General features: G+C 35.7%; 18 protein-coding genes. 15 read left to right on the forward strand and 3 right to left on the reverse strand.

The window, feature by feature from the left end:
• Window positions 1–35: 35 nt before the first annotated feature.
• Window positions 36–2,150, reverse strand: a complete 2,115-nt coding sequence (gene ppk1 / locus ACQW5G_RS05535) for a polyphosphate kinase 1 (protein WP_429970463.1) — start codon at window positions 2,148–2,150, stop codon at window positions 36–38.
• Window positions 2,151–2,153: 3 nt separating this feature from the next.
• Window positions 2,154–3,533, reverse strand: a complete 1,380-nt coding sequence (locus tag ACQW5G_RS05540) for a DUF2252 domain-containing protein (RefSeq protein WP_429970464.1) — start codon at window positions 3,531–3,533, stop codon at window positions 2,154–2,156.
• Window positions 3,534–3,937: 404 nt separating this feature from the next.
• Here ACQW5G_RS05540 and ACQW5G_RS05545 point away from each other — a divergent pair, with 404 nt between their 5' ends.
• Complete coding sequence (locus ACQW5G_RS05545; RefSeq protein WP_429970465.1) at window positions 3,938–6,154, forward strand: SEC10/PgrA surface exclusion domain-containing protein; 2,217 nt, start codon at window positions 3,938–3,940, stop codon at window positions 6,152–6,154.
• 57 nt (window positions 6,155–6,211) lie between these two features.
• Here ACQW5G_RS05545 and ACQW5G_RS05550 read toward each other — a convergent pair whose 3' ends face one another.
• Window positions 6,212–6,829, reverse strand: coding sequence for an SGNH/GDSL hydrolase family protein (locus ACQW5G_RS05550; protein WP_429970466.1), 618 nt, complete (start codon window positions 6,827–6,829; stop codon window positions 6,212–6,214).
• A 131-nt stretch (window positions 6,830–6,960) separates the two neighbouring features.
• Between ACQW5G_RS05550 and ACQW5G_RS05555 the strand changes: the two genes are divergently transcribed.
• The 14 genes from ACQW5G_RS05555 (at window position 6,961) to ACQW5G_RS05620 (ending at window position 18,793) form a co-directional block, all read left to right on the forward strand.
• Window positions 6,961–7,773 (forward strand): phosphopentomutase, encoded by an 813-nt coding sequence (locus ACQW5G_RS05555; RefSeq protein ID WP_429970467.1) that lies wholly within the window; start codon window positions 6,961–6,963, stop codon window positions 7,771–7,773.
• 45 nt (window positions 7,774–7,818) lie between these two features.
• On the forward strand, window positions 7,819–9,072 hold the full coding sequence (locus ACQW5G_RS05560) for a NupC/NupG family nucleoside CNT transporter (protein WP_429970468.1): 1,254 nt from the start codon (window positions 7,819–7,821) through the stop codon (window positions 9,070–9,072).
• Window positions 9,073–9,162: 90 nt separating this feature from the next.
• Entirely contained in the window at window positions 9,163–9,555 is a 393-nt protein-coding gene (locus tag ACQW5G_RS05565; RefSeq protein ID WP_429970469.1) for a tautomerase family protein, read from the forward strand.
• Entirely contained in the window at window positions 9,555–10,469 is a 915-nt protein-coding gene (rihC, locus tag ACQW5G_RS05570) for a ribonucleoside hydrolase RihC (protein WP_429970470.1), read from the forward strand. The genes ACQW5G_RS05565 and rihC overlap by 1 nt, the downstream gene beginning before the upstream one ends.
• Window positions 10,470–10,587: 118 nt before the next feature.
• Window positions 10,588–11,277 carry a DUF6287 domain-containing protein gene (locus ACQW5G_RS05575; protein WP_429970471.1) on the forward strand — a complete coding sequence of 230 codons (690 nt, stop codon included), beginning with the start codon at window positions 10,588–10,590 and terminating at the stop codon, window positions 11,275–11,277.
• A 137-nt stretch (window positions 11,278–11,414) separates the two neighbouring features.
• Window positions 11,415–12,137, forward strand: coding sequence for a 16S rRNA (guanine(527)-N(7))-methyltransferase RsmG (rsmG, locus tag ACQW5G_RS05580; protein WP_429970472.1), 723 nt, complete (start codon window positions 11,415–11,417; stop codon window positions 12,135–12,137).
• Between the two features lie 16 nt (window positions 12,138–12,153).
• On the forward strand, window positions 12,154–12,921 hold the full coding sequence (locus ACQW5G_RS05585) for a ParA family protein (RefSeq protein WP_429970473.1): 768 nt from the start codon (window positions 12,154–12,156) through the stop codon (window positions 12,919–12,921).
• Window positions 12,911–13,792 (forward strand): ParB/RepB/Spo0J family partition protein, encoded by an 882-nt coding sequence (locus tag ACQW5G_RS05590; RefSeq protein ID WP_429970474.1) that lies wholly within the window; start codon window positions 12,911–12,913, stop codon window positions 13,790–13,792. Before ACQW5G_RS05585 ends, ACQW5G_RS05590 begins: the two co-directional genes overlap by 11 nt.
• An 11-nt stretch (window positions 13,793–13,803) precedes the next feature.
• Window positions 13,804–13,992 carry a DUF951 domain-containing protein gene (locus ACQW5G_RS05595; RefSeq protein ID WP_429970475.1) on the forward strand — a complete coding sequence of 63 codons (189 nt, stop codon included), beginning with the start codon at window positions 13,804–13,806 and terminating at the stop codon, window positions 13,990–13,992.
• A 17-nt stretch (window positions 13,993–14,009) separates the two neighbouring features.
• A complete protein-coding gene (gene ychF, locus ACQW5G_RS05600; RefSeq protein WP_429970476.1) occupies window positions 14,010–15,110 on the forward strand; it encodes a redox-regulated ATPase YchF in 1,101 nt (366 codons plus the stop codon).
• A gap of 8 nt (window positions 15,111–15,118) precedes the next feature.
• Window positions 15,119–15,853, forward strand: a complete 735-nt coding sequence (locus ACQW5G_RS05605; RefSeq protein ID WP_429970477.1) for a DUF1129 domain-containing protein — start codon at window positions 15,119–15,121, stop codon at window positions 15,851–15,853.
• A 140-nt stretch (window positions 15,854–15,993) separates the two neighbouring features.
• Entirely contained in the window at window positions 15,994–16,680 is a 687-nt protein-coding gene (locus ACQW5G_RS05610; protein ID WP_429970478.1) for a response regulator transcription factor, read from the forward strand.
• Between the two features lie 2 nt (window positions 16,681–16,682).
• Window positions 16,683–17,837: a sensor histidine kinase gene (locus tag ACQW5G_RS05615; RefSeq protein ID WP_429970479.1), complete on the forward strand. Its 1,155-nt coding sequence runs from the start codon at window positions 16,683–16,685 to the stop codon at window positions 17,835–17,837.
• A gap of 185 nt (window positions 17,838–18,022) precedes the next feature.
• Window positions 18,023–18,793: an AzlC family ABC transporter permease gene (locus ACQW5G_RS05620; protein WP_429971892.1), complete on the forward strand. Its 771-nt coding sequence runs from the start codon at window positions 18,023–18,025 to the stop codon at window positions 18,791–18,793.
• Window positions 18,794–18,797 lie beyond the last annotated feature (4 nt).

Here is an 18,797-nt window from a genome sequence, read left to right on the forward strand (position 1 = left end):
CACAAAATGTGATCTTCCTTTTTTTTGATACAGATTTATTTAAAAATGGTTTTAATCCGGTTTGAAAGGCGTTCGAAGAACGAAGGTTCTTGAATTACTGGTGCATATTTCCCAATTTCTTTGATAAATGTTTGTTGGGCTGATTTACCCTTTGGATTTTCATACTTAAAGTAGTATCCTTCATCATTCATAAAGAAACCATCTACATCATCGTTATCGTAAATAGAAATGATATCTTGGATTTGTTGCTTTAATTTTGGTTGCAAAATAGGGGCAGCTAATTCCACCCGGTTGTCCATGTTACGGGTCATTAAGTCGGCTGAAGAAATCCAGAACGTTGTATTGTCATCATAAAAAGCATAAATCCGACTGTGTTCTAGAAGTTCGCCTACGATACTGGAAATAACGATGTTTTCCTTAGGTCCACAAATTCCGAGTTTCAAACAACAAGCACCACGGACGATTAAACGGAAAGGTACACCAACGGTAGCAGCATCATAAATTGCCGCAATTACATCCACGTCGGTTAAAGAGTTAACTTTTAGGAAAACATGACCCTTTCCGGTTTTTTGATAATAATCTTTTACGTGATGGATATCTTGAATTACCATATCTTCAATTCGGTGAGGTGAAGCAGTTAAAACTTCATATTTGGGGGGAGTGGCAATTGGTTGTTCCAAGTAGTTGAAGAAAGAAGCCAAATCCTTAACATAACTATCACTACTTGAAAAGAGACTCAAATCAACGAATTGTTGGGCAGTGGATTCGTTATAATTTCCGGTTCCAATTTGAACATAACCATGAGGATTGGCACCGTCTTCGGTTAGTACTAAACAAGTTTTACTGTGCACTTTCATGTACTTTTTCCCGAAAATAATATTACATCCAGCATCTTCTAATTCAGTTGTAACTTTAAGGTTATTAGCTTCATCAAAACGAGCCCGAAGTTCAATCATAACGGTAACTTTGATTCCTTTTTGGGCAGCTTGCTTCAATAACTCAATTACTTTAGAATGGTCAGCTACTCGGTAGATAGTTTGTTTAATCGCTACCGTTTCGGGATCGTTAATTGCAGCTTGTAAGAAGGTTAAAAACTGATTGAATGAGTCATAGGGATATTGGAGCAATAGGTCATGATGATCTAAATAAGGCAACATGGTATTGATATTTGACCATTGTTCGGGTGCAAATTTCTTATAAACTAAGTCTGGATACTTTTTGGATAATTTTTTGACAATTGCAAATAAGAAAGTTAAATCTAGTGGTCCATCAACTTCGTAAAAAGTATGTTTCTTTAAATCAAATTTCTTCATAAAACTATGCAAAAATTCTGGATTTAAGTTTTCATTTTTTTCGACGGCAAACTGAGTTACTTTTCCTTTTTCTCGATCAGAAAGGTATTGCCGTAAGTTGTTAATGGTATCCTTGTTGTTATCATCTTTTTCCACATCTAAGGAAGCGTCTAGATCACGGAGAATTCTGAACGTGATTACATCTTCAACTTTACAATCACCAAAGAAATTAGAGAGGTTATGACGAATTAAATCCTCAATAGTAATATAGGTGGGGTAAGGTTCGCTCTCAATTTTTACTAACCGTTTCAAATCAGTTGGAATTGGAACAATCCGGATTTTATGTTTTCCGTTTTTCTTAACGGAAACGCCCAAAGCCATCCGTTTATTTTTCAAAAATTGTAATCCGTAATGACCGTTATAAGTCGTGAAACTTAAGAAAGGCAAGACCCGTTCATCAAAGAACTGATTAGCTTTATCCTGTTGGCGTGAAGATAATTTTGAATATCCGGTTAAATTACAATATTGATTTTCAAGTAATTGTAAATTTAATTGTTGATAATAACCATATTGGAGTTCAAAGTTTTTTTCATTACGTTTGTGCAATTTCTTGAGAATTTCGGAATAATGCATCCCAGATTTCTTTTCAATCCCATCATCAGACACAGCTAACTGGGTTTGTAAACTAGGAACCCGCACATTGTAAAATTCATCTAAGTTATTTGCGGCAATCGCTAGAAACATTAATTTATTTAAAAATGGGGTGGTTGCTTGGTTAGCTAGTTCGATGACACGGCGATTAAAGAGTAGCCAACTTAAATCTCGATTAAAACATTTACCGTCGTATTTTGGGTCCATAGATTAGTTTCCTCCTTTAATGAAAGTTTGATAATCAATTTCGACTTGTTTGAGATAGTTATTTGCGAAGGAAACAAAGGCTTTGTTCATCCAAGGTTGACTTTGAAGGTATCCAATCACCATTGGGAAGGTTTGAGAGTGACTGTGAGCACGGGCTAAAAGACTCATACAAACGGAAACGTAGTCACAATAAGCGTTCCAATCAAGTTTATCTAGCTTAATTGAACCTTTCATATCTTTAAATTGACGAACGTAGAAACTATATTTTTTAGTATCAAAATATCCTAAGAAAACGTCAGATGAACTTTGGAGAATTCGTTGACAATCCACAATTTCTTCACCGCATGAATGGTGTTTATTAATGTATAACGTTGAGTTTTGGTAGATAGGAAGAGCTTGTTTAACTTGAAGCACAATGTAATTACCGTTGGGATCTTCTAATAGAATGAGATAGCAAAGTGTACCGACACTTCCAACCCCAACACTGTGACGAACGATATCAACGATGTTAAATTTAGCTAAAAATTGGTGGACATCACTACGAGTGTGTTTAAGATAATGTTCATATCCCTTAGCTAAACGATTGTAAGTTTTATCGCCAACATGTTTAGTTACCGGACTATTTTCGATAAAATGACGTTTATCGTCCGTAACTTCTGTATATTTTTGCACCGCATAATCTGAATTACTCCGTAGGGCTTTTTGGACCGTTTTATTGACGAGTTTAAGGTATGAATCATTAAATTCATCACGATCATCATGAATTGCATCAAAAGTTGATTCGATGTTAGGCAAAGTATTTGGCATAATGAATCGTTTCATAGCGGGTAATTCTTTCAAATGAACTAAAGCATTTAAATAAGTATTCATGACCTTTTCAAGATAAGGATTAACGTCTTTTTCAATGTCAAAACCTTGTTCTTTAGCAACTAATAGGGCACTAACTAATAAACGCTTAACGTCATATTCCCAATAACCAACGTGTGATTCATCGAAATCATTCATATCAAAAAGCAACTGGGCTTCTGCTGATCCGTAATAACCAAAGTTACCTAGATGAGCATCACCACCAATTAAAGCTTTGATTCCACTAGCGTAATGTTTGTCTAAATCATAGTTCATGATATCGACAGTTCCCCGATAAAAAGCAAAATCTGATTTTGACATCCGTTTTCTCTTTAGATGGAGTAATGGTTTGTATAAGAGTGAATTACGAACGTTCATTATTTTTTTGATGTCACGTTGTTTAGCATCAAAAGCAGAAATTTTTTCGAAAGTAGCATCAAGTCCAATGCGATTACCAGAGCTAATTAACTCACTGTAATTTTTGTTCATGATATCTACTTGATCAAATTCGTATGGAATTGTATTTTTTTTACGCATATTTTACCCCTTTGAATAACAATTTATTGCTTTAATTATAATCTTTGTTAGCAGTTAAACCTAATATATTTGTTGGAAAAAGCAAAGTATCTTTTACCATGAACTAGTTTTACAAACTTATATTAATAAGTGAGAAGTACCCTATCAATTAACTTTGATAGGGTATTTATGTTACACAAAATGTATATGAGTAACATTTTAGATATTTAGTGAATCACTTAGATTGTTTATAAATGTTGATATATCAGTACTTGTGGCGTTTTGAAGTATAGAGTTTCACATTATTTTTTCACATTTTGTATAAAAACTGTTGTACTCAATACACATTGTGTGTTATTCTCTTCTTGTAGAGATATACAAAATGTACACCTCGGAAAAGGAAAGCTCAAATAGGTGAATTAATTATGGAAGCAAACAAAAGATTTAAATTAGTTAAAACAAGACATGGATGGCTACGTGCTGCTGCTACAGCAGCTGTTGTAGGTGGTGTGTTTGCAATGGGTGGTATTAGTGCTTCTGCTGATACTACACCAGCTAATAATGCTACCCCAATTGATAATACACAACTTGTGCAACAAACTAGCACCAATAATAATCAAGTAAATGATAATAACAATGAAACAAATAGTGCACAAAATAATAACAACGCACAAATTAATGCAATGAACACTCAAGTTGCATCAGATCAAAAAGCGGTCAATGATGCCCAAAATGCAGTAAACAATGCCGATGTACAACAAAATATGTACTTACCAAGCGGTATGACCCAACAAGCACTTCAAAACAATCCTGATAGCAATCAATGGAGTACTTGGGACAATCAAGGAATCAATGATTCAAGAAATAATTATGTGACAGATAAAAAAGCAGCCGCTGAAACGGTTACCGATTACGCACACTTGACTTCTGATCAAACTGAACAAATTCAACAATACACTGGTAATTTGATTAACGATATCAGAACTCAAGCTGGAGCTCCATTAGTTAAAATTGACGGTGATGGGGTTACTCAGTTTGCCAACCAAATTCGTGCTGGATACGAAAATGACCAATGGTATGGAACTAAAGGCCATGATGTTAATGTAATTCTCAGTGCTGCAAGTAATAATGGTCTTGATAACTCAGGCCAATATTACGAAAACTACGGTTCTGGATTCCTAGCTAAATATGGAAACCAAACCATGGATGGAATTCAAAAATCAATCTATGAAATGGTTAAACAAATGATGTTTAATGATGCTCCAGAAGGCCAAGGACACACAATTTCATTAATGGGTGGAAACGCAGATGCAACTTGCGCTACCGTTGAAATGAGTACGTTTATTGATAACATGAACCAAATTCATATTATTGCAATTCCAAGCGTTACTATTTTAGATAGCACTAAATTTAATGCCAACGGTAAATACCCAACTCCTGTTGTTGATATGGCTACTTTAAACCAAACTTTAACCAATGCCCAAAGCAAATTAGCAAATGATCAAAGCGCTTTGAAAGACTTAGTTGCTAACAACCAAATTAATGAATATTCTCAAACTATCAACACTAGTCAACAAAAAGCAAACGTAGTAACTCTACAAGCACAACCAAGTACAGGAAATGTTACATTCCATTTCCACGATGCTAACGGAAACGAAATCAAAACTAATGATGGACATGCATCATTTACCTGGACTGGTGATAACGGTCAACAATGGGATTACAGTAACTGGATTCCAGAAATTAACGGTTACACATACAGTCACGCTGATCAATATGTAAACAACGCTTTAAACGGTCATGCCTTAGTTGGAAGCTATGCTGGAAACGCTAATGAAGATGTCTATCTTACTTATGACCAAGCACAACAAAGCAAGGGGACTGTGACATTCCACTTCCACGATGCTAATGGAAACGAAATTAAAACTAATGATGGACATGCATCATTTGCATGGACTGGTGATGAAGGTCAACAATGGGATTACAATAACTGGATTCCAGAAATTAACGGTTACACATACAGTCATGCTGATCAATATGTAAACAATGCTTTAAACGGTCATGCCTTAGTTGGAAGCTATGCTGGAAATGCTAACGAAGATGTCTATCTCACTTACGATCAAAACCAAGCTGCTGGTGAAGTAAGATTCCACTTCCATGATGAAAACGGAAATGAAATTAAGACTAATGATGGTCAATCTGGGTTCACTTGGACTGGCGCAACTGGTACAAACTGGGATTACACGAACTGGGTTCCAGAAATTAATGGTTATGTTTATGACCATGCTGATCAATACAACCAAGCAAATGTTAACCATAGCTTAAGTGGTACTTTCTCAGCTGAAGGTCCAACTGATGTTTACTTAACATTTAGCAAACCAACCGTTAACATTTACTATCATGATCAAAATGGAAATGAAATTTCTGCTCCAACTAAAATTGAAGGAAACGTTGGTCAAAGTTGGAATTACGAAAACTTAGTTCCTACTATTAAAGGTTATGATTACAGTCATGCCGACCAATATGTTGATGAAACTGATGGTGCTAAAACTACTCAAGTTGCATTTGACAATGATTTAAATGGGACATTTAAAAACGCAGAAGATGTTAACTTATACTTAACATACTTCCAACGTGCTTAAATATTAAAAGCTCCAATCGAATTAGATGTAAAATCTAATTTGATTGGAGCTTTTTTGTTATTGATTATGTTTGAAAATGAAATGGCTAATTACTTTAGCCATTTGATGATATGTTTCAGAATTAGGGTGTAAACGGTGATCTCCTAGAGCAGTATAGTAGTTAGTTTCAGTTAGTAATTGCGGAGCAACGTTACGCCAGTTTAAAACAGGAATATTATTTGCTTTATATATAGTAGAAAGTTTCTCTAATAGTTCCCCAAAAGTATATTGGGATAATCCGTCAACGTTGAAATTATCAATGCCGCCATCAAAACGATTGATGGGTAGAATTCCATAAATTTTAATTTTGGAATTTTCTTCTAGTATAATGTCGATATTTTTTTGTAAGATCCGACCAAGGATTTCTAAAGTTTCTTCGCGATGGGCAAAATCGTTGGTACCGTAAAAAATAGTAGCTAATTGATAATCAGCAAAGTTGTGCGATTCAACTTGATAGGATAAGTCTCGTTCGGAATGGCCACATATGGTTCCGGCGTTCACCCCAGCGTTAGTAATGCTTAATTCTGGATTTAACTGCTTTATATAGTAGGAAACGTTTTTTTCTAAGTCCTGATGACCGTCAAAACCGTTCGTGATTGAGTCACCTAACATAATTAAATGTTCTTTGTTTTTCATGATAAAGGTCCTTTATACGTATTATTTAATTTTATTGTAACTTATTTTTAAGAAATTGCTAAGGAAAGATTGCGACAAACAAATTCATCATTTATAATTGACTCAGATGATTATTTTTTGGAGGGTTTAAAGTGAGTTATAAGCGAGTAATTTTAGTGGATTTAGCTGCCTTAGGTCTTAGATCTGACAACGAGTCTGCTCAACACAATTCAGATAATGACACCATGTTGACTCATGTGCTCAACCAGTCATCGGACTTTGCATTGCCAGCATTGCATAAGTTAGGTTTCTTTAATATTTATTTCAATGATAACGAAGAAGTTAATCCTCATATTGCAGCAACTTTTGGGTTAACGAGAACGAGATGTATTGTTAATAAGCCTTGTTCTGGTTTACGTGAAATGTTTGATTGCTCTTTGAGTTATCGAGTTTCTAGTGTCTTTGAAGAAACGGCAAAGAAAACTAAATCAATTATTATTTCAAAGTTTGTTAGTTATTTATTTTCACAAGAACTAAGTGACATTTACCAAGTATGTACCGATGAAGAGGCTTTTGCTGAACTCGAACATCAATTGGGTAAAAATGATGCTGGATTCTTTTACATGCAACTTCCTCAATTACAGGAATTAGCAGAAAATGATGACTTTGATGCTTTCTCTGATGAGTTAGCAGTCGTTGACCAACATTTGACTAATATTATGAATAACTTGCGCGATGATGATTTGTTAATGGTAGTTTCGAGTCGAGTAGGGGATAATCGTTCTCGCGATGGATTCTCAACTTACAAGATTTTACCAGTCATGATGCATGATAATGCATCAACTTGTCATCATTTTACAGATGAACCTTATGTGTGTGAAGTTGGTGCAACAGTCCTTGCTGCGATGGGATTACAAGACGCGGTTATTTCGCCCAAACACAGCTTATTACCCTGCATGAAGTAACGATTTATTAATTGGTATTTTTTATATTCGAAAGGAATTTATATAATGAACACGTATTTGCTCGTTAACATTCTTGGTGTGTTGGTCTTTCTTGGAATTGCATTCCTCTGCTCAAAAGATCGTAAAAACATCAACTGGCGTTCAGTTTTAGTAGTCTTAGTAATTAACCTTGTTCTTGCATTCTTCCTTACCAACTTTAGTTGGGGACGTGATATGGTTAAAGGAGCTGCCGACGGTTTCAAGTGGTTGGTTAATGTTTCTTACACAGGAATTGCCTTTGCATTCCCTGATTGGGTTCACGTTAAACAAATGAACTTCTTTACATCAGCATTGTTACCAATCTTGATGATTGTTCCATTGTTTGATATCTTGACTTATTTTGGAATTCTTCCATTCTGTATCAAATGGATTGGTAAAGGTATGGCCTTCATTACTGGTCAACCAAAATTTGAATCATTCTACTCAGTAGAAATGATGTTCTTAGGTAACACTGAAGCAATGGCCGTTTCAAGTATTCAATTGAAACACGTTTCAAAAGAACGTCTTTTGACAATTGCTATGATGTCAATGTCATGTATTACTGCCGCAATCGTTGGGGTTTATGCTCAAATGGTTCCTGGTGAATACGTATTGACTGCTATTCCATTAAACATTTTAAACGCAATTATTATTACTAACATGCTTAACCCGGTTAAAGTTACACCTGAAGAAGATGTAATTTACGAAGTTAGCAACCCAGCCGAAGAAGCTGAAGAAGTTGTTGCTGACAAACCAGGTAAGCCAGAAAAAGAACCATTCTTCTCATTCTTGGGTGATTCAATTCTTAATGCCGGTAAATTAATCTTGATTATCTGTGCAAACGTTATTGCATTCGTTGCTTTAGCTGCCTTGATCAGTAAATTACTTGGTTTAATCAACCCATGGTTATCACTAGAACACATTCTTGGTATCGTTATGTTCCCATTCGCATGGTTAATGGGTCTTGATGTACACAATGCCTTTGAATTTGCCCAATACATGGGTACTAAGTTAATCACTAACGAATTTGTTGTTATGGGTGAAATCGCACCTAAGATTAACAACCTTCACGTATTCAACGCTCACTTCCAAGCTGAATTAACGGTCTTCCTTACATCATTTGCTAACGTAAGTACTGTTGGTATGATTATTGGATGTATGAAAGGTATCGTTGATCGTAAGAAGAACGATTACGTTGCTAAAAACATTGTTTACTTATTCCTATCTGGTATTTTAGTTTCACTAATGTCAGCCGGAATCGTTGGTATCTTTGTTTGGTAAAATCACTTTAAAGAGTAGCCCACGGGCTGCTCTTTTTTGTTATAAATATGTTAAAATTGCAGTAATAAAACAGAAATGGATGTGAATAATATGCCACTTATGCGTATCGATTTAGTAAAGGGACGTCGAACTCCTGATGAAATTAAACAAGTGATGCAAATTGCTTATGATATAACTCGTGAAACTTTTGCGGTGCCAGCCGATGATCGTTTCCAAGTAGTTACCCAACATGAACCTTACGAAATGTGTTTATTAGATGCTGGACTTGGAATTAAACGAACTGATGATGTTATTTTAATTCAAATTCTTTCTACTCCAAGAACGACTGGACAAAAGAAAGCTTATGCTAAAGCAGCTGCGGAAAGATTCCAAGCTGAAATGGGTCTTCGTCCAGAAGATTTGATGATCACCTTTGCCACTAACCATGCTGAAGACTTTAGTTTTGGTTTAGGAAAACACCAATTCCTTGATGGCGAACTCTAATGACTAAAATTTTAATGGATACTGATCCTGGAATTGATGATGCAGCTGCACTCGCCTTGGCCATCAATAATCCGGAAGTAGATTTAGAACTGGTAACGACGGTAGCCGGTAACGTTACGGTCGATAAAACGACTATCAACGCTTTGAAAATCATCAACTTTTTTGGTAAAGGTAATGAAATCCCTGTTGCAGCTGGGGCGGAACAACCATTAATCAAACCGTTTGAAGATGCTGCTCGAATTCACGGAGCATCCGGAATGCGGGGCTATGATTTTGTGGGGGATTTACCAAAACCACTACCAGAAACTGCTGTTCAAGCCATGCATCGAGTAATTATGGCAAGTGACGAACCTATGACGTTAGTTGCTACTGGTTCATACACTAACGTAGCGTTACTTTTCTCAGAATATCCAGAAGTGAAGAGTAAACTCACTCGCATTATTGCGATGGGTGGAACATTAGGTCGAGGAAATATGACTAGTGCAGCTGAGTTTAATGTCTTTACTGATCCGGATGCTGCTAAAATAATGTATCAATCTGGAGTTCCAATTGTGATGGTTGGACTTGATGTAACTATGAAAGCCTTAGTTACTCCAGAAACACTAGCTGAAATTGAAACCATGAATCGGTCAGGTAAAATGCTCCATGATTTAATTACCAGTGATGGTGACCAAAGTGAAGCGGGTGTTTCAATTCATGATGCAAACACCATTTTCTATTTGTTGCATCCCGAATTTATGACTACTAAAAAATTGTGGATTGATATTCAAACTGAAGGTCCAGCAAATGGAGAAACGGTTGCTGACATTCGTGGTGCCTATCATGATGGCAAAACGAACGCTGAAGTTTGTGTTGATATTGATGCAGAAGCCTTTAATGAATGGTTTAAAGCTGAAGTCCAAAATATGAAATAACCGAGAAAGACTAGAAAATTAATCTAGTCTTTTTTGTTCCGCAGAATATTGGCAAAGTAGTACTATTTTGGTATGCTAGATGAATGTAATTTAACCAAAGATTTGTAGGAGTTTTAAAATGACAAAAATACATTCGAAACATGGACATAAATTGCTTTATAGTATTCTAATTGCCTTAATTCTTTTAATTGCGGCATTGGCTGGCTTCTATTTAGCATCTTCAAAATCAAATAATCTTTTTGATAAGGTATCGACTAAACGTCCAAGTGCTAAAATTGCTAAGAAAGCAGATTCTAGTGACAACGAACAAGATAATACCACTACGAAAAAAGATAATACTGTGACTTCAGATGACAAAGATAATGCTACTGAAACAGACAATAAAAAAACTGAGGATAGTACAAATGCTAATGCCGGTTTAAACATATCTCAAATTAGTAACGATGATTATTCTAGTTTAGTTGGTAAATGGACGAATAATGCCGGTAAGACGATGGATGTAACCAATACAGTTGAAAGTGAACCCAATTCTAAATGGACCGTAAATAAAGGGGTTATTATTGCTGATACTGAGAGAAATGGTTATCCACAAGTTCTTACTGGTGGGTCAAGAGTTACTAATGGAACATTACAAGGGGGAATTGGTAGTTTTGATCCCTCAATTATGGTTTCCGCATTTGCACCAGTAGTATATGCTCCCAAAGGACAAAAAATTAACGATTCAGATGATTCAGATAGCAATCGAGATCGAATCATTATTGGCGGTGGACAAGCTGGATACGCTAGCCAGGCCTATTATCGAAATTAAACACAAGATTTACGAAAAGATTGGATATTTTTCCAATCTTTTTTGTTTTCTAGCTAACTAAAACCGGAATTTTTCGTTATAATGGACTATATAAGCGTAAAATTTTGAACGATTTAAAAACCAGTTAGGAGATTCAGATGACACCAGAAGAATTTAAAAAAGCTTTAGCAATGCAAGGCTTTGAGTTGTCTGACCATCAAATGCAACAATTCAAAGATTATTTTGAATTGCTAGTAGAATATAACAAAAATGTTAATTTAACTAACATTACTGAACGTGAAGATGTTTATCTCAAACATTTTTACGATTCAATTTCTCCAGCATTTTATGTATCAGATTTAAAAGACAGTAAAAGTTTAGTTGATGTTGGAGCCGGAGCAGGTTTCCCATCAATTCCTTTGAAAATTATTAATCCAGGATTAGAAGTAACCATTGTAGATTCACTTAATAAACGGATTATTTTTCTCCAAAAATTAGTGAACTTACTAGGTTTAGATGGAGTTCACTTAGTTCATGCTCGTGCAGAAGAATTTGGAGGACGTCGCTCTAAATACCGGGAAAGTTTTGATTTAGCAACAGCTCGCGCATTAGCACGATTAAGTGTGATGAGCGAACTTTGTTTACCACTCGTTAAAATTGGTGGAAAATTAATTGCTATGAAAGCAGCTAAAGCACCAGAAGAATTAGCGGATGCCACTAAAGCCATCCACGTCCTTGGCGGTGAAATTGGGGAAGACTTTGATTTCCGTTTGCCAGAAAATGATGAGGAACGGCATATTATTGTGATTGATAAAGTCCGTAAAACACCAATTAAATATCCAAGAAAACCAGGTACACCAAATAAAGAACCGATTAAATAAAAGGAGGATCCATATAATGGCACATGTTATTTCATTAGCAAACCAAAAAGGCGGAGTTGGTAAAACCACGACTGCTGTTAACTTGGGAGCTGGGCTCGCAAGCGAAGGCAAGCGCGTTTTAATCGTAGATTCTGATGCCCAAGGTAATGCAACTAGTGGTGTGGGAATTAGTAAACAAGACATTAAAAAAGACATTTATGATGTGTTAGTTAATGAAGAACCTATTCAAGATGTAATTATGCATTCTGCTAGAGAAGGCCTTGATATTGTTCCTGCTACCATTCAATTGTCTGGAGCTGAAATTGAATTAACCCCGCAAATGGCACGGGAAACACGGTTGCTTAACGCCCTTAAACAAGTTGATGATCAATATGACTTTGTGTTAATTGATTGTCCTCCTTCACTTGGTTTGATTACAATTAATGCATTCACTGCTAGTGATTCAATCTTAATTCCAGTTCAAAGTGAATACTATGCTCTTGAAGGATTGAGCCAGCTATTGAATACCGTTCAATTAGTGCAAAAACATTTTAATCCCAATCTTTATATCGAAGGGGTACTTCTAACTATGTACGATGCCCGGACTAATTTAGGGGCCCAAGTAAATGAAGAAGTCCGTAAATTCTTTAAAGAAAAAGTTTATACAAGCGTGATTCCCCGGAATGTACGCCTTTCAGAAGCTCCATCACATGGACTTCCAATTATTGATTATGATCCAAGTTCTAAAGGTGCCAAAGAGTACATGAAATTGACAAAGGAAGTGTTAGCTGCCAATGACAAATAATAGTAAGGGGCTCGGTCGCGGACTAGATGCCTTATTTGATGATAACGATATCAGTTTGAGTGATGAAGCAGTTCAAACACTTGATCTTGAAAATCTCACACCCAACCCATACCAACCACGTAAAAAGTTTGATAAACGGGCTTTAAATGATTTAACTGAATCTATTAAAGTATCTGGTGTTTTTCAACCAATTATTGTGCGTCAACCTAATAAAGAAACGAATAAGTATGAAATTTTAGCTGGCGAACGGCGTTTTCGGGCTTCTAAAGCCGCTGGAAAAGAAACCATTCCTGCAATTGTCCGTGATGCAACGGATGCGCAAATGATGGAAATTGCCGTGATGGAAAACTTACAACGTGAAGATTTGAATCCACTAGAAGAAGCCAAAGCTTACGAAATGTTGATGACCAATCTTGATATTACTCAAGTTGAAGTTTCCCGTCGTTTAGGTAAAAGTCGGCCATATATTGCCAACTACTTGCGTTTATTAAACTTACCTGCTGAAGTTAAGACCATGTTACAAAAGGGTCAACTTTCAATGGGACAAGCTCGAACTTTATTAGCTGTTAAAGATAAAAAAGAGCTAGTTAAATTAGCTAATAAAGCAGTTGAGGAAACTTTAACGGTTCGTCAATTAGAAAAATTAATTAATGCGTTAAATCCTAAAGAAGATAAAAAGAAAAAGAATACTAAAACTCGTAAGTCACCATACCTTCGCGAAGGTGAAGATAAATTACAAGATAAATTTGGGACTCGAGTTTCAATTAACGAAACTAGACCTAAATCAGGAAAGGGTAAAATTGAGATTGATTACCTATCAAACTCTGACTTAAGTCGTATCTTAGAGTTACTTGATATTCATTTAGATTAAGGAGTAATTTGATGTACGGAATTCATGATGTAGTTGAAATGAAAAAAGCGCATCCCTGCGGCACTAATCGTTGGGAAATCATTCGAATGGGCGCCGATATCAAATTAGAATGCTTAGGTTGTGGTCACGTTGTGATGATGCCTAGACGTCAATTTGAAAAACGGATGAAAAAAGTTTTAGAAAAACATACTGAAGAATAAGAAAGAGGTAATTATAAATGTCATTAACAGCCGGAATTGTAGGATTACCAAACGTTGGTAAATCTACATTATTTAATGCGATTACAAAAGCTGGAGCAGAAATGGCCAACTATCCATTTGCTACTATTGAACCAAACGTTGGAATGGTTGAAGTTCCAGATAAACGATTAGATCGTATTCAAGAACTAATTCCTGCAAAGAAAATTGTACCTACTACTTTTGAATTTACTGATATCGCCGGAATTGTTAAAGGTGCTAGTAAAGGTGAAGGACTTGGTAACAAATTCTTGGAAAATATTCGCCAAGTAGATGCCATTGTTCACGTAGTGCGTGCGTTTGAAGACGATAACATTACCCACGTTTCTAACAAAGTTGACCCAGTTTCAGATATTGAAACCATTAACTTAGAACTTAGTTTGGCTGATTTAGATGCTGTTAATAAACGACTTGCCAAAGTTGCTAAAGCAGCTAAGGGTCGTGACGAAGAAGCCAAAGCTGAATTAGAAGTTTTAGAAAAGATTCAACCGGTTCTTGAAAAAGGTGGTTCAGTTCGTGATATTGATTTTGATGAAGACGAACAAAAAATTGTTAAGAGCTTCTTCTTATTGACTTCAAAACCTGTACTTTACGTAGCTAATATTAGTGAAGATTCAATGGGTGACCCAGAATCAGATCCATTGTTCCAAGAAGTTAAGAAATTTGCTAATGACCATAATGCTGAAGCTATTGGAATTGCTGCTGAAAGTGAAGAAGAAATTGCTGAACTTGATGATGCTGATAAACAAGATTTCTTAGATGCTGCTGGTGTTGACGAACCAGGTTTGGATAAATTAATTAGAGCTGCCTACAAGTTATTAGATTTAGAAACTTTCTTCACTGCTGGTGGAAAAGAAACTAAGGCCTGGACATTCTTAAAGGGTACTAAAGCACCTCAAGCTGCCGGAATCATTCACTCTGATTTTGAACGTGGATTTATTCGTGCCGAAGTGATGTCATTTGCTGATCTAGATAAATTAGGTAGTGAACAAGCTGTTAAAGAAGCAGGTAAGCTACGTGTTGAAGGTAAGGAATATGTCATGCAAGATGGTGACATCGTTAACTTCCGCTTCAACGTATAGGAGGAAACATGAGCGAAACAGAAAACAACCAACGTAATGCGGGTGTCCAACAACATCACACTAGTGGTCGTAAAGCCACTTATGAAGAATTCGATAAATTAGGTTTAACTAAACGTAACATTGATTATTTAGTTCACTTTAAAGATGCGTTAGCTGAAACAAAGGTTCCTGCTGAACGTCAAACGGCCATTATTGAAGAAATGACCACAGAAATTTTAGCTGCTCAAAAGAAAGGCATCACTGCTAAAGGTCTTTATGGTACTGTAACTGAAAAAGTTACTAATACTGTTAATCCACCCCGTAAGCCAGCTGGTCCGATGACTAAAGAACGTTATATCATTGATGCGTCATACAACGTATTGTGGTTCTTAATTCTATTTAGTTTTATGTATGCTGCAATGTTTTGGGTTTCTCCTGCACAAGCAAAACAAGGTGGGGTAGCCGGAATTACTTGTATCATCCTTTCATCAGTAATTGCGGGAGTTGGTATGCCAGTGGTAACCCAACTCTTTGCCCCTGGTGTAAAACACAAATACAATGGACTAGTTCGTTCAATCATGATGGTTGCTTTATTCATGGTTTGGATGATGGTCTTCTATGGAACTAACATGCTTCCAGCTGGATTAAATCCAGTAGTTTCACCAATCGTAAACGTTGTAATTGGAGCTCTTGCATTAGTGGGAGTGCTTTACATGCGTACTAAATATACAATTACCAGCGGTTTGTTTGCCGGTCGTCGTTAATTCAGAAAAAGTCATTTTCTTTGGAAAATGGCTTTTTTTAATTGCTAAGTTTTTCTTATAATTACGCCATTTACTTTATTTTGCAAAATCATTTCGTTAGAATTAATGAAAAGCCAGATACAGAAAGGATTTTATATCTTATGAAAATACTAGTTGTCGATGACGATCGCGAGATTGCCCAATTATTAGAAATCTACATTAAAAACGAAGGTTACACTCCAATTGCTGCCTACAATGGTGAAGAAGCACTTTCAATGCTCCACACCAACAGTGACATTGGTTTAGTAATTCTAGATATTATGATGCCAGGAATGAGCGGAATTGAAGTTATTAACGAAATCCGTAAAGACTCACAGGTTCCCATTATTGTTTTATCAGCCAAAACTGAAGACATGGATAAAATCCAAGGATTAACTACTGGGGCAGATGATTATGTTACGAAACCATTTAATCCACTAGAGGTAATGGCTCGAGTACATTCACTACTTCGCCGTAGCCAAAATAACGTAACCAATAATGAACCTGATGTAATTGATGCTGATGGATTACAAATCAACAAGGATTCTCACGAAGTTACTACCGAAAAAGGTGTTAAAATTCAACTTACTGCCATTGAATTTGGTATCTTGTACTTGTTAGCAAGTCACCCAAATCGAGTTTTCTCTGCAGATGAAATTTTTGAACGAGTTTGGAAACAAGAAAGTGTTATCTCAGCTAAAACTGTAATGGTTCACATGAGTCACTTGCGAGATAAAATTGAAGAAGCAACTGACGGTAAAGATATTATCAAGACTGTCTGGGGTGTTGGTTACAAGATCGAAGGTTAATCTTGAAGAATAATACTGGGTTTAAACTAAAACGTAGTGAACGCCAAGAATTGTGGGTTGAAGGTATCCTAACCATGGGACTTTTAATTCTAGTCAACTTTGCCGTTGGAAACATTTTGGTTAATTTTATTCGCAATAACCAAGGTGTAACGGATGGAATTTTTATTATCAAACAATCCGTAACTTTTGGACCATTTCAACAACCACTATTGAGCTGGGAAGGCCTTTTCTGGTTTTTAATGTTAGTTTTAGATGGCTTAATTGTCTGGTGGCGCTTAGTTCGGATTTATAAACGAATTGAGATTGGACGAATTATTGATGAATTACATTATATTTCGGATGGCCATTTTGATCACAAAATTCCTTTTCATCTAACTGGTGATAATGAACGGGTGGTTAATAGTGTTAACTGTCTAGTTGATAATGTAATTAAGTCAATGGATGATGAACGACGCATTGAAAAATCAAAAGATGATTTAGTAACTAGTGTTAGTCATGATTTAAGAACGCCACTTACTTCAATTATTGGCTATTTAGGACTAGTTGAAGACCATCAATATCATTCTGAAGCTGACATTTTGAAATATTGTAAAATTGCATACGAAAAGTCACAACAAATGAAATTGTTGGTTGATCAGTTGTTTGAATATACAAAAGCCAACAATTTAAAGAAGCGAAAGCTTGAAATGAATCAAATTGATGTTAATCAATTATTGACTCAATTAGAAATTTCATTTGCCCTAGAAGCTAAGAAAAAAGGCATCAAGATTGATGTTAAGCCATTAAAGAAGAGTGTAGTAATGACAGCCAATGCTGAAATTTTAGGCCGTGTTTTTAATAATTTAATTACCAATGCCATTTCATATGGAGAAGGAGCAACTCAAATTATTTTAAAGGCGGTTGTAATTAAACAGCAGATTCAATTTACGGTTGCTAATAATGGAAAAAAGATTCCGCAAGCAATTACGGATAAAATTTTTGAAAGATTTTATCGAGAAGAGGGATCACGAAACACCAATACCGGTGGAAGTGGCTTAGGTTTGGCAATTGTTAAAGAAATTGTGCAAAATCAAGGTGGAGAGATTCACGTTACCTCAACTGACAAATTAACATCATTTATTTTCACACTTCCACTTGTTGGAAAACAAAATAATTAAGCTAATCAGATTGATTAGCTTTTTTTGTTGATTAAATTTGGCACAATTCAATAAAAATTAACCATTTTTCAAGAAATTTCAAGCAAATGGTTTTTTATTTAAGCAAGATACAATATAATTAAAGTATTGGGTATAAATTATAATTAGATATGAAGTCACTATTTGGAGGATTTCAATTGACAAAAATGGTAGCAAATCCAAAAGTTCCCGCATGGCGTCGGAACTTTGAGATTTCATTTCCGCTAGATATTAGTTACATTCCGATTGGTTTAGCTAGTGGTATTTTATTACATGCAGCAGGATTCAACTTTTTTAACACGTTTTTACTCTCACTATTAGTTTTCTCAGGGGGGGCACAATTCTTAGTTGCTTCAATGCTGACGATTAATTCACCACTACTAACGATAGTTTTAATGTTATTCTTTTTGGAATTGCGTTACGCGCTATTGGGTTCGAGTTTGTCAAAATATCTGCATGGTCAGAGTACATTGTTTACGTTTTTCTTTGCGGTTTCAATGAATGATGAAAATTATGCTGTTAACTATTTGAAGTTTTCAACTGATAAAAAATTTACAACGCGTGATGCCTTGCAAATTGAACATTGGTCATTGTTCTTCTGGACAGCGGCTAACTTGGTTGGTAGTTTATTAGGAACAGCAATTCACATTGATTTAACAGTAGTGCACTTTGCCTTAACAGCCTTATTCTTATTCATGATTGTGATGCAAGTTAAAAACTTCTTGAAGATTTTTGTTGCATTGCTAGCAGCTGGATTGGCTATTTTCTTCTTAACCCTTACTAAATCAACATTAGGTTTGGTTTGTTCTACGTTAGTGGCCTCATTTATTGGTTTCTTACTGGATAACTACTTACGTCGTCGTAGAATTAAGACCCATCATAAGAGTCGTTTGATTAAGATGTTCAAAAACCCTGCTGGAACACCTAAAGAAGATTAGGGAG

The sequence above is a fragment of the Fructilactobacillus sp. Tb1 genome (genome assembly GCF_050500285.1).
In the GTDB taxonomy this organism is placed as follows: domain Bacteria; phylum Bacillota; class Bacilli; order Lactobacillales; family Lactobacillaceae; genus Fructilactobacillus.

Excerpts from the sequence above, each read along its gene's own strand:
- ppk1 (WP_429970463.1), bottom strand. The coding sequence starts at position 2,150 with ATGGACCCAAAATACGACGGTAAATGTTTTAATCGAGATTTAAGTTGG.
- ACQW5G_RS05540 (WP_429970464.1), bottom strand. The coding sequence starts at position 3,533 with ATGCGTAAAAAAAATACAATTCCATACGAATTTGATCAAGTAGATATC.
- ACQW5G_RS05545 (WP_429970465.1), top strand. The coding sequence starts at position 3,938 with ATGGAAGCAAACAAAAGATTTAAATTAGTTAAAACAAGACATGGATGG.
- ACQW5G_RS05550 (WP_429970466.1), bottom strand. The coding sequence starts at position 6,829 with ATGAAAAACAAAGAACATTTAATTATGTTAGGTGACTCAATCACGAAC.
- ACQW5G_RS05560 (WP_429970468.1), top strand. The coding sequence starts at position 7,819 with ATGAACACGTATTTGCTCGTTAACATTCTTGGTGTGTTGGTCTTTCTT.
- ACQW5G_RS05565 (WP_429970469.1), top strand. The coding sequence starts at position 9,163 with ATGCCACTTATGCGTATCGATTTAGTAAAGGGACGTCGAACTCCTGAT.
- rihC (WP_429970470.1), top strand. The coding sequence starts at position 9,555 with ATGACTAAAATTTTAATGGATACTGATCCTGGAATTGATGATGCAGCT.
- ACQW5G_RS05575 (WP_429970471.1), top strand. The coding sequence starts at position 10,588 with ATGACAAAAATACATTCGAAACATGGACATAAATTGCTTTATAGTATT.
- rsmG (WP_429970472.1), top strand. The coding sequence starts at position 11,415 with ATGACACCAGAAGAATTTAAAAAAGCTTTAGCAATGCAAGGCTTTGAG.
- ACQW5G_RS05585 (WP_429970473.1), top strand. The coding sequence starts at position 12,154 with ATGGCACATGTTATTTCATTAGCAAACCAAAAAGGCGGAGTTGGTAAA.
- ACQW5G_RS05590 (WP_429970474.1), top strand. The coding sequence starts at position 12,911 with ATGACAAATAATAGTAAGGGGCTCGGTCGCGGACTAGATGCCTTATTT.
- ACQW5G_RS05595 (WP_429970475.1), top strand. The coding sequence starts at position 13,804 with ATGTACGGAATTCATGATGTAGTTGAAATGAAAAAAGCGCATCCCTGC.
- ychF (WP_429970476.1), top strand. The coding sequence starts at position 14,010 with ATGTCATTAACAGCCGGAATTGTAGGATTACCAAACGTTGGTAAATCT.
- ACQW5G_RS05605 (WP_429970477.1), top strand. The coding sequence starts at position 15,119 with ATGAGCGAAACAGAAAACAACCAACGTAATGCGGGTGTCCAACAACAT.
- ACQW5G_RS05610 (WP_429970478.1), top strand. The coding sequence starts at position 15,994 with ATGAAAATACTAGTTGTCGATGACGATCGCGAGATTGCCCAATTATTA.
- ACQW5G_RS05620 (WP_429971892.1), top strand. The coding sequence starts at position 18,023 with ATGGTAGCAAATCCAAAAGTTCCCGCATGGCGTCGGAACTTTGAGATT.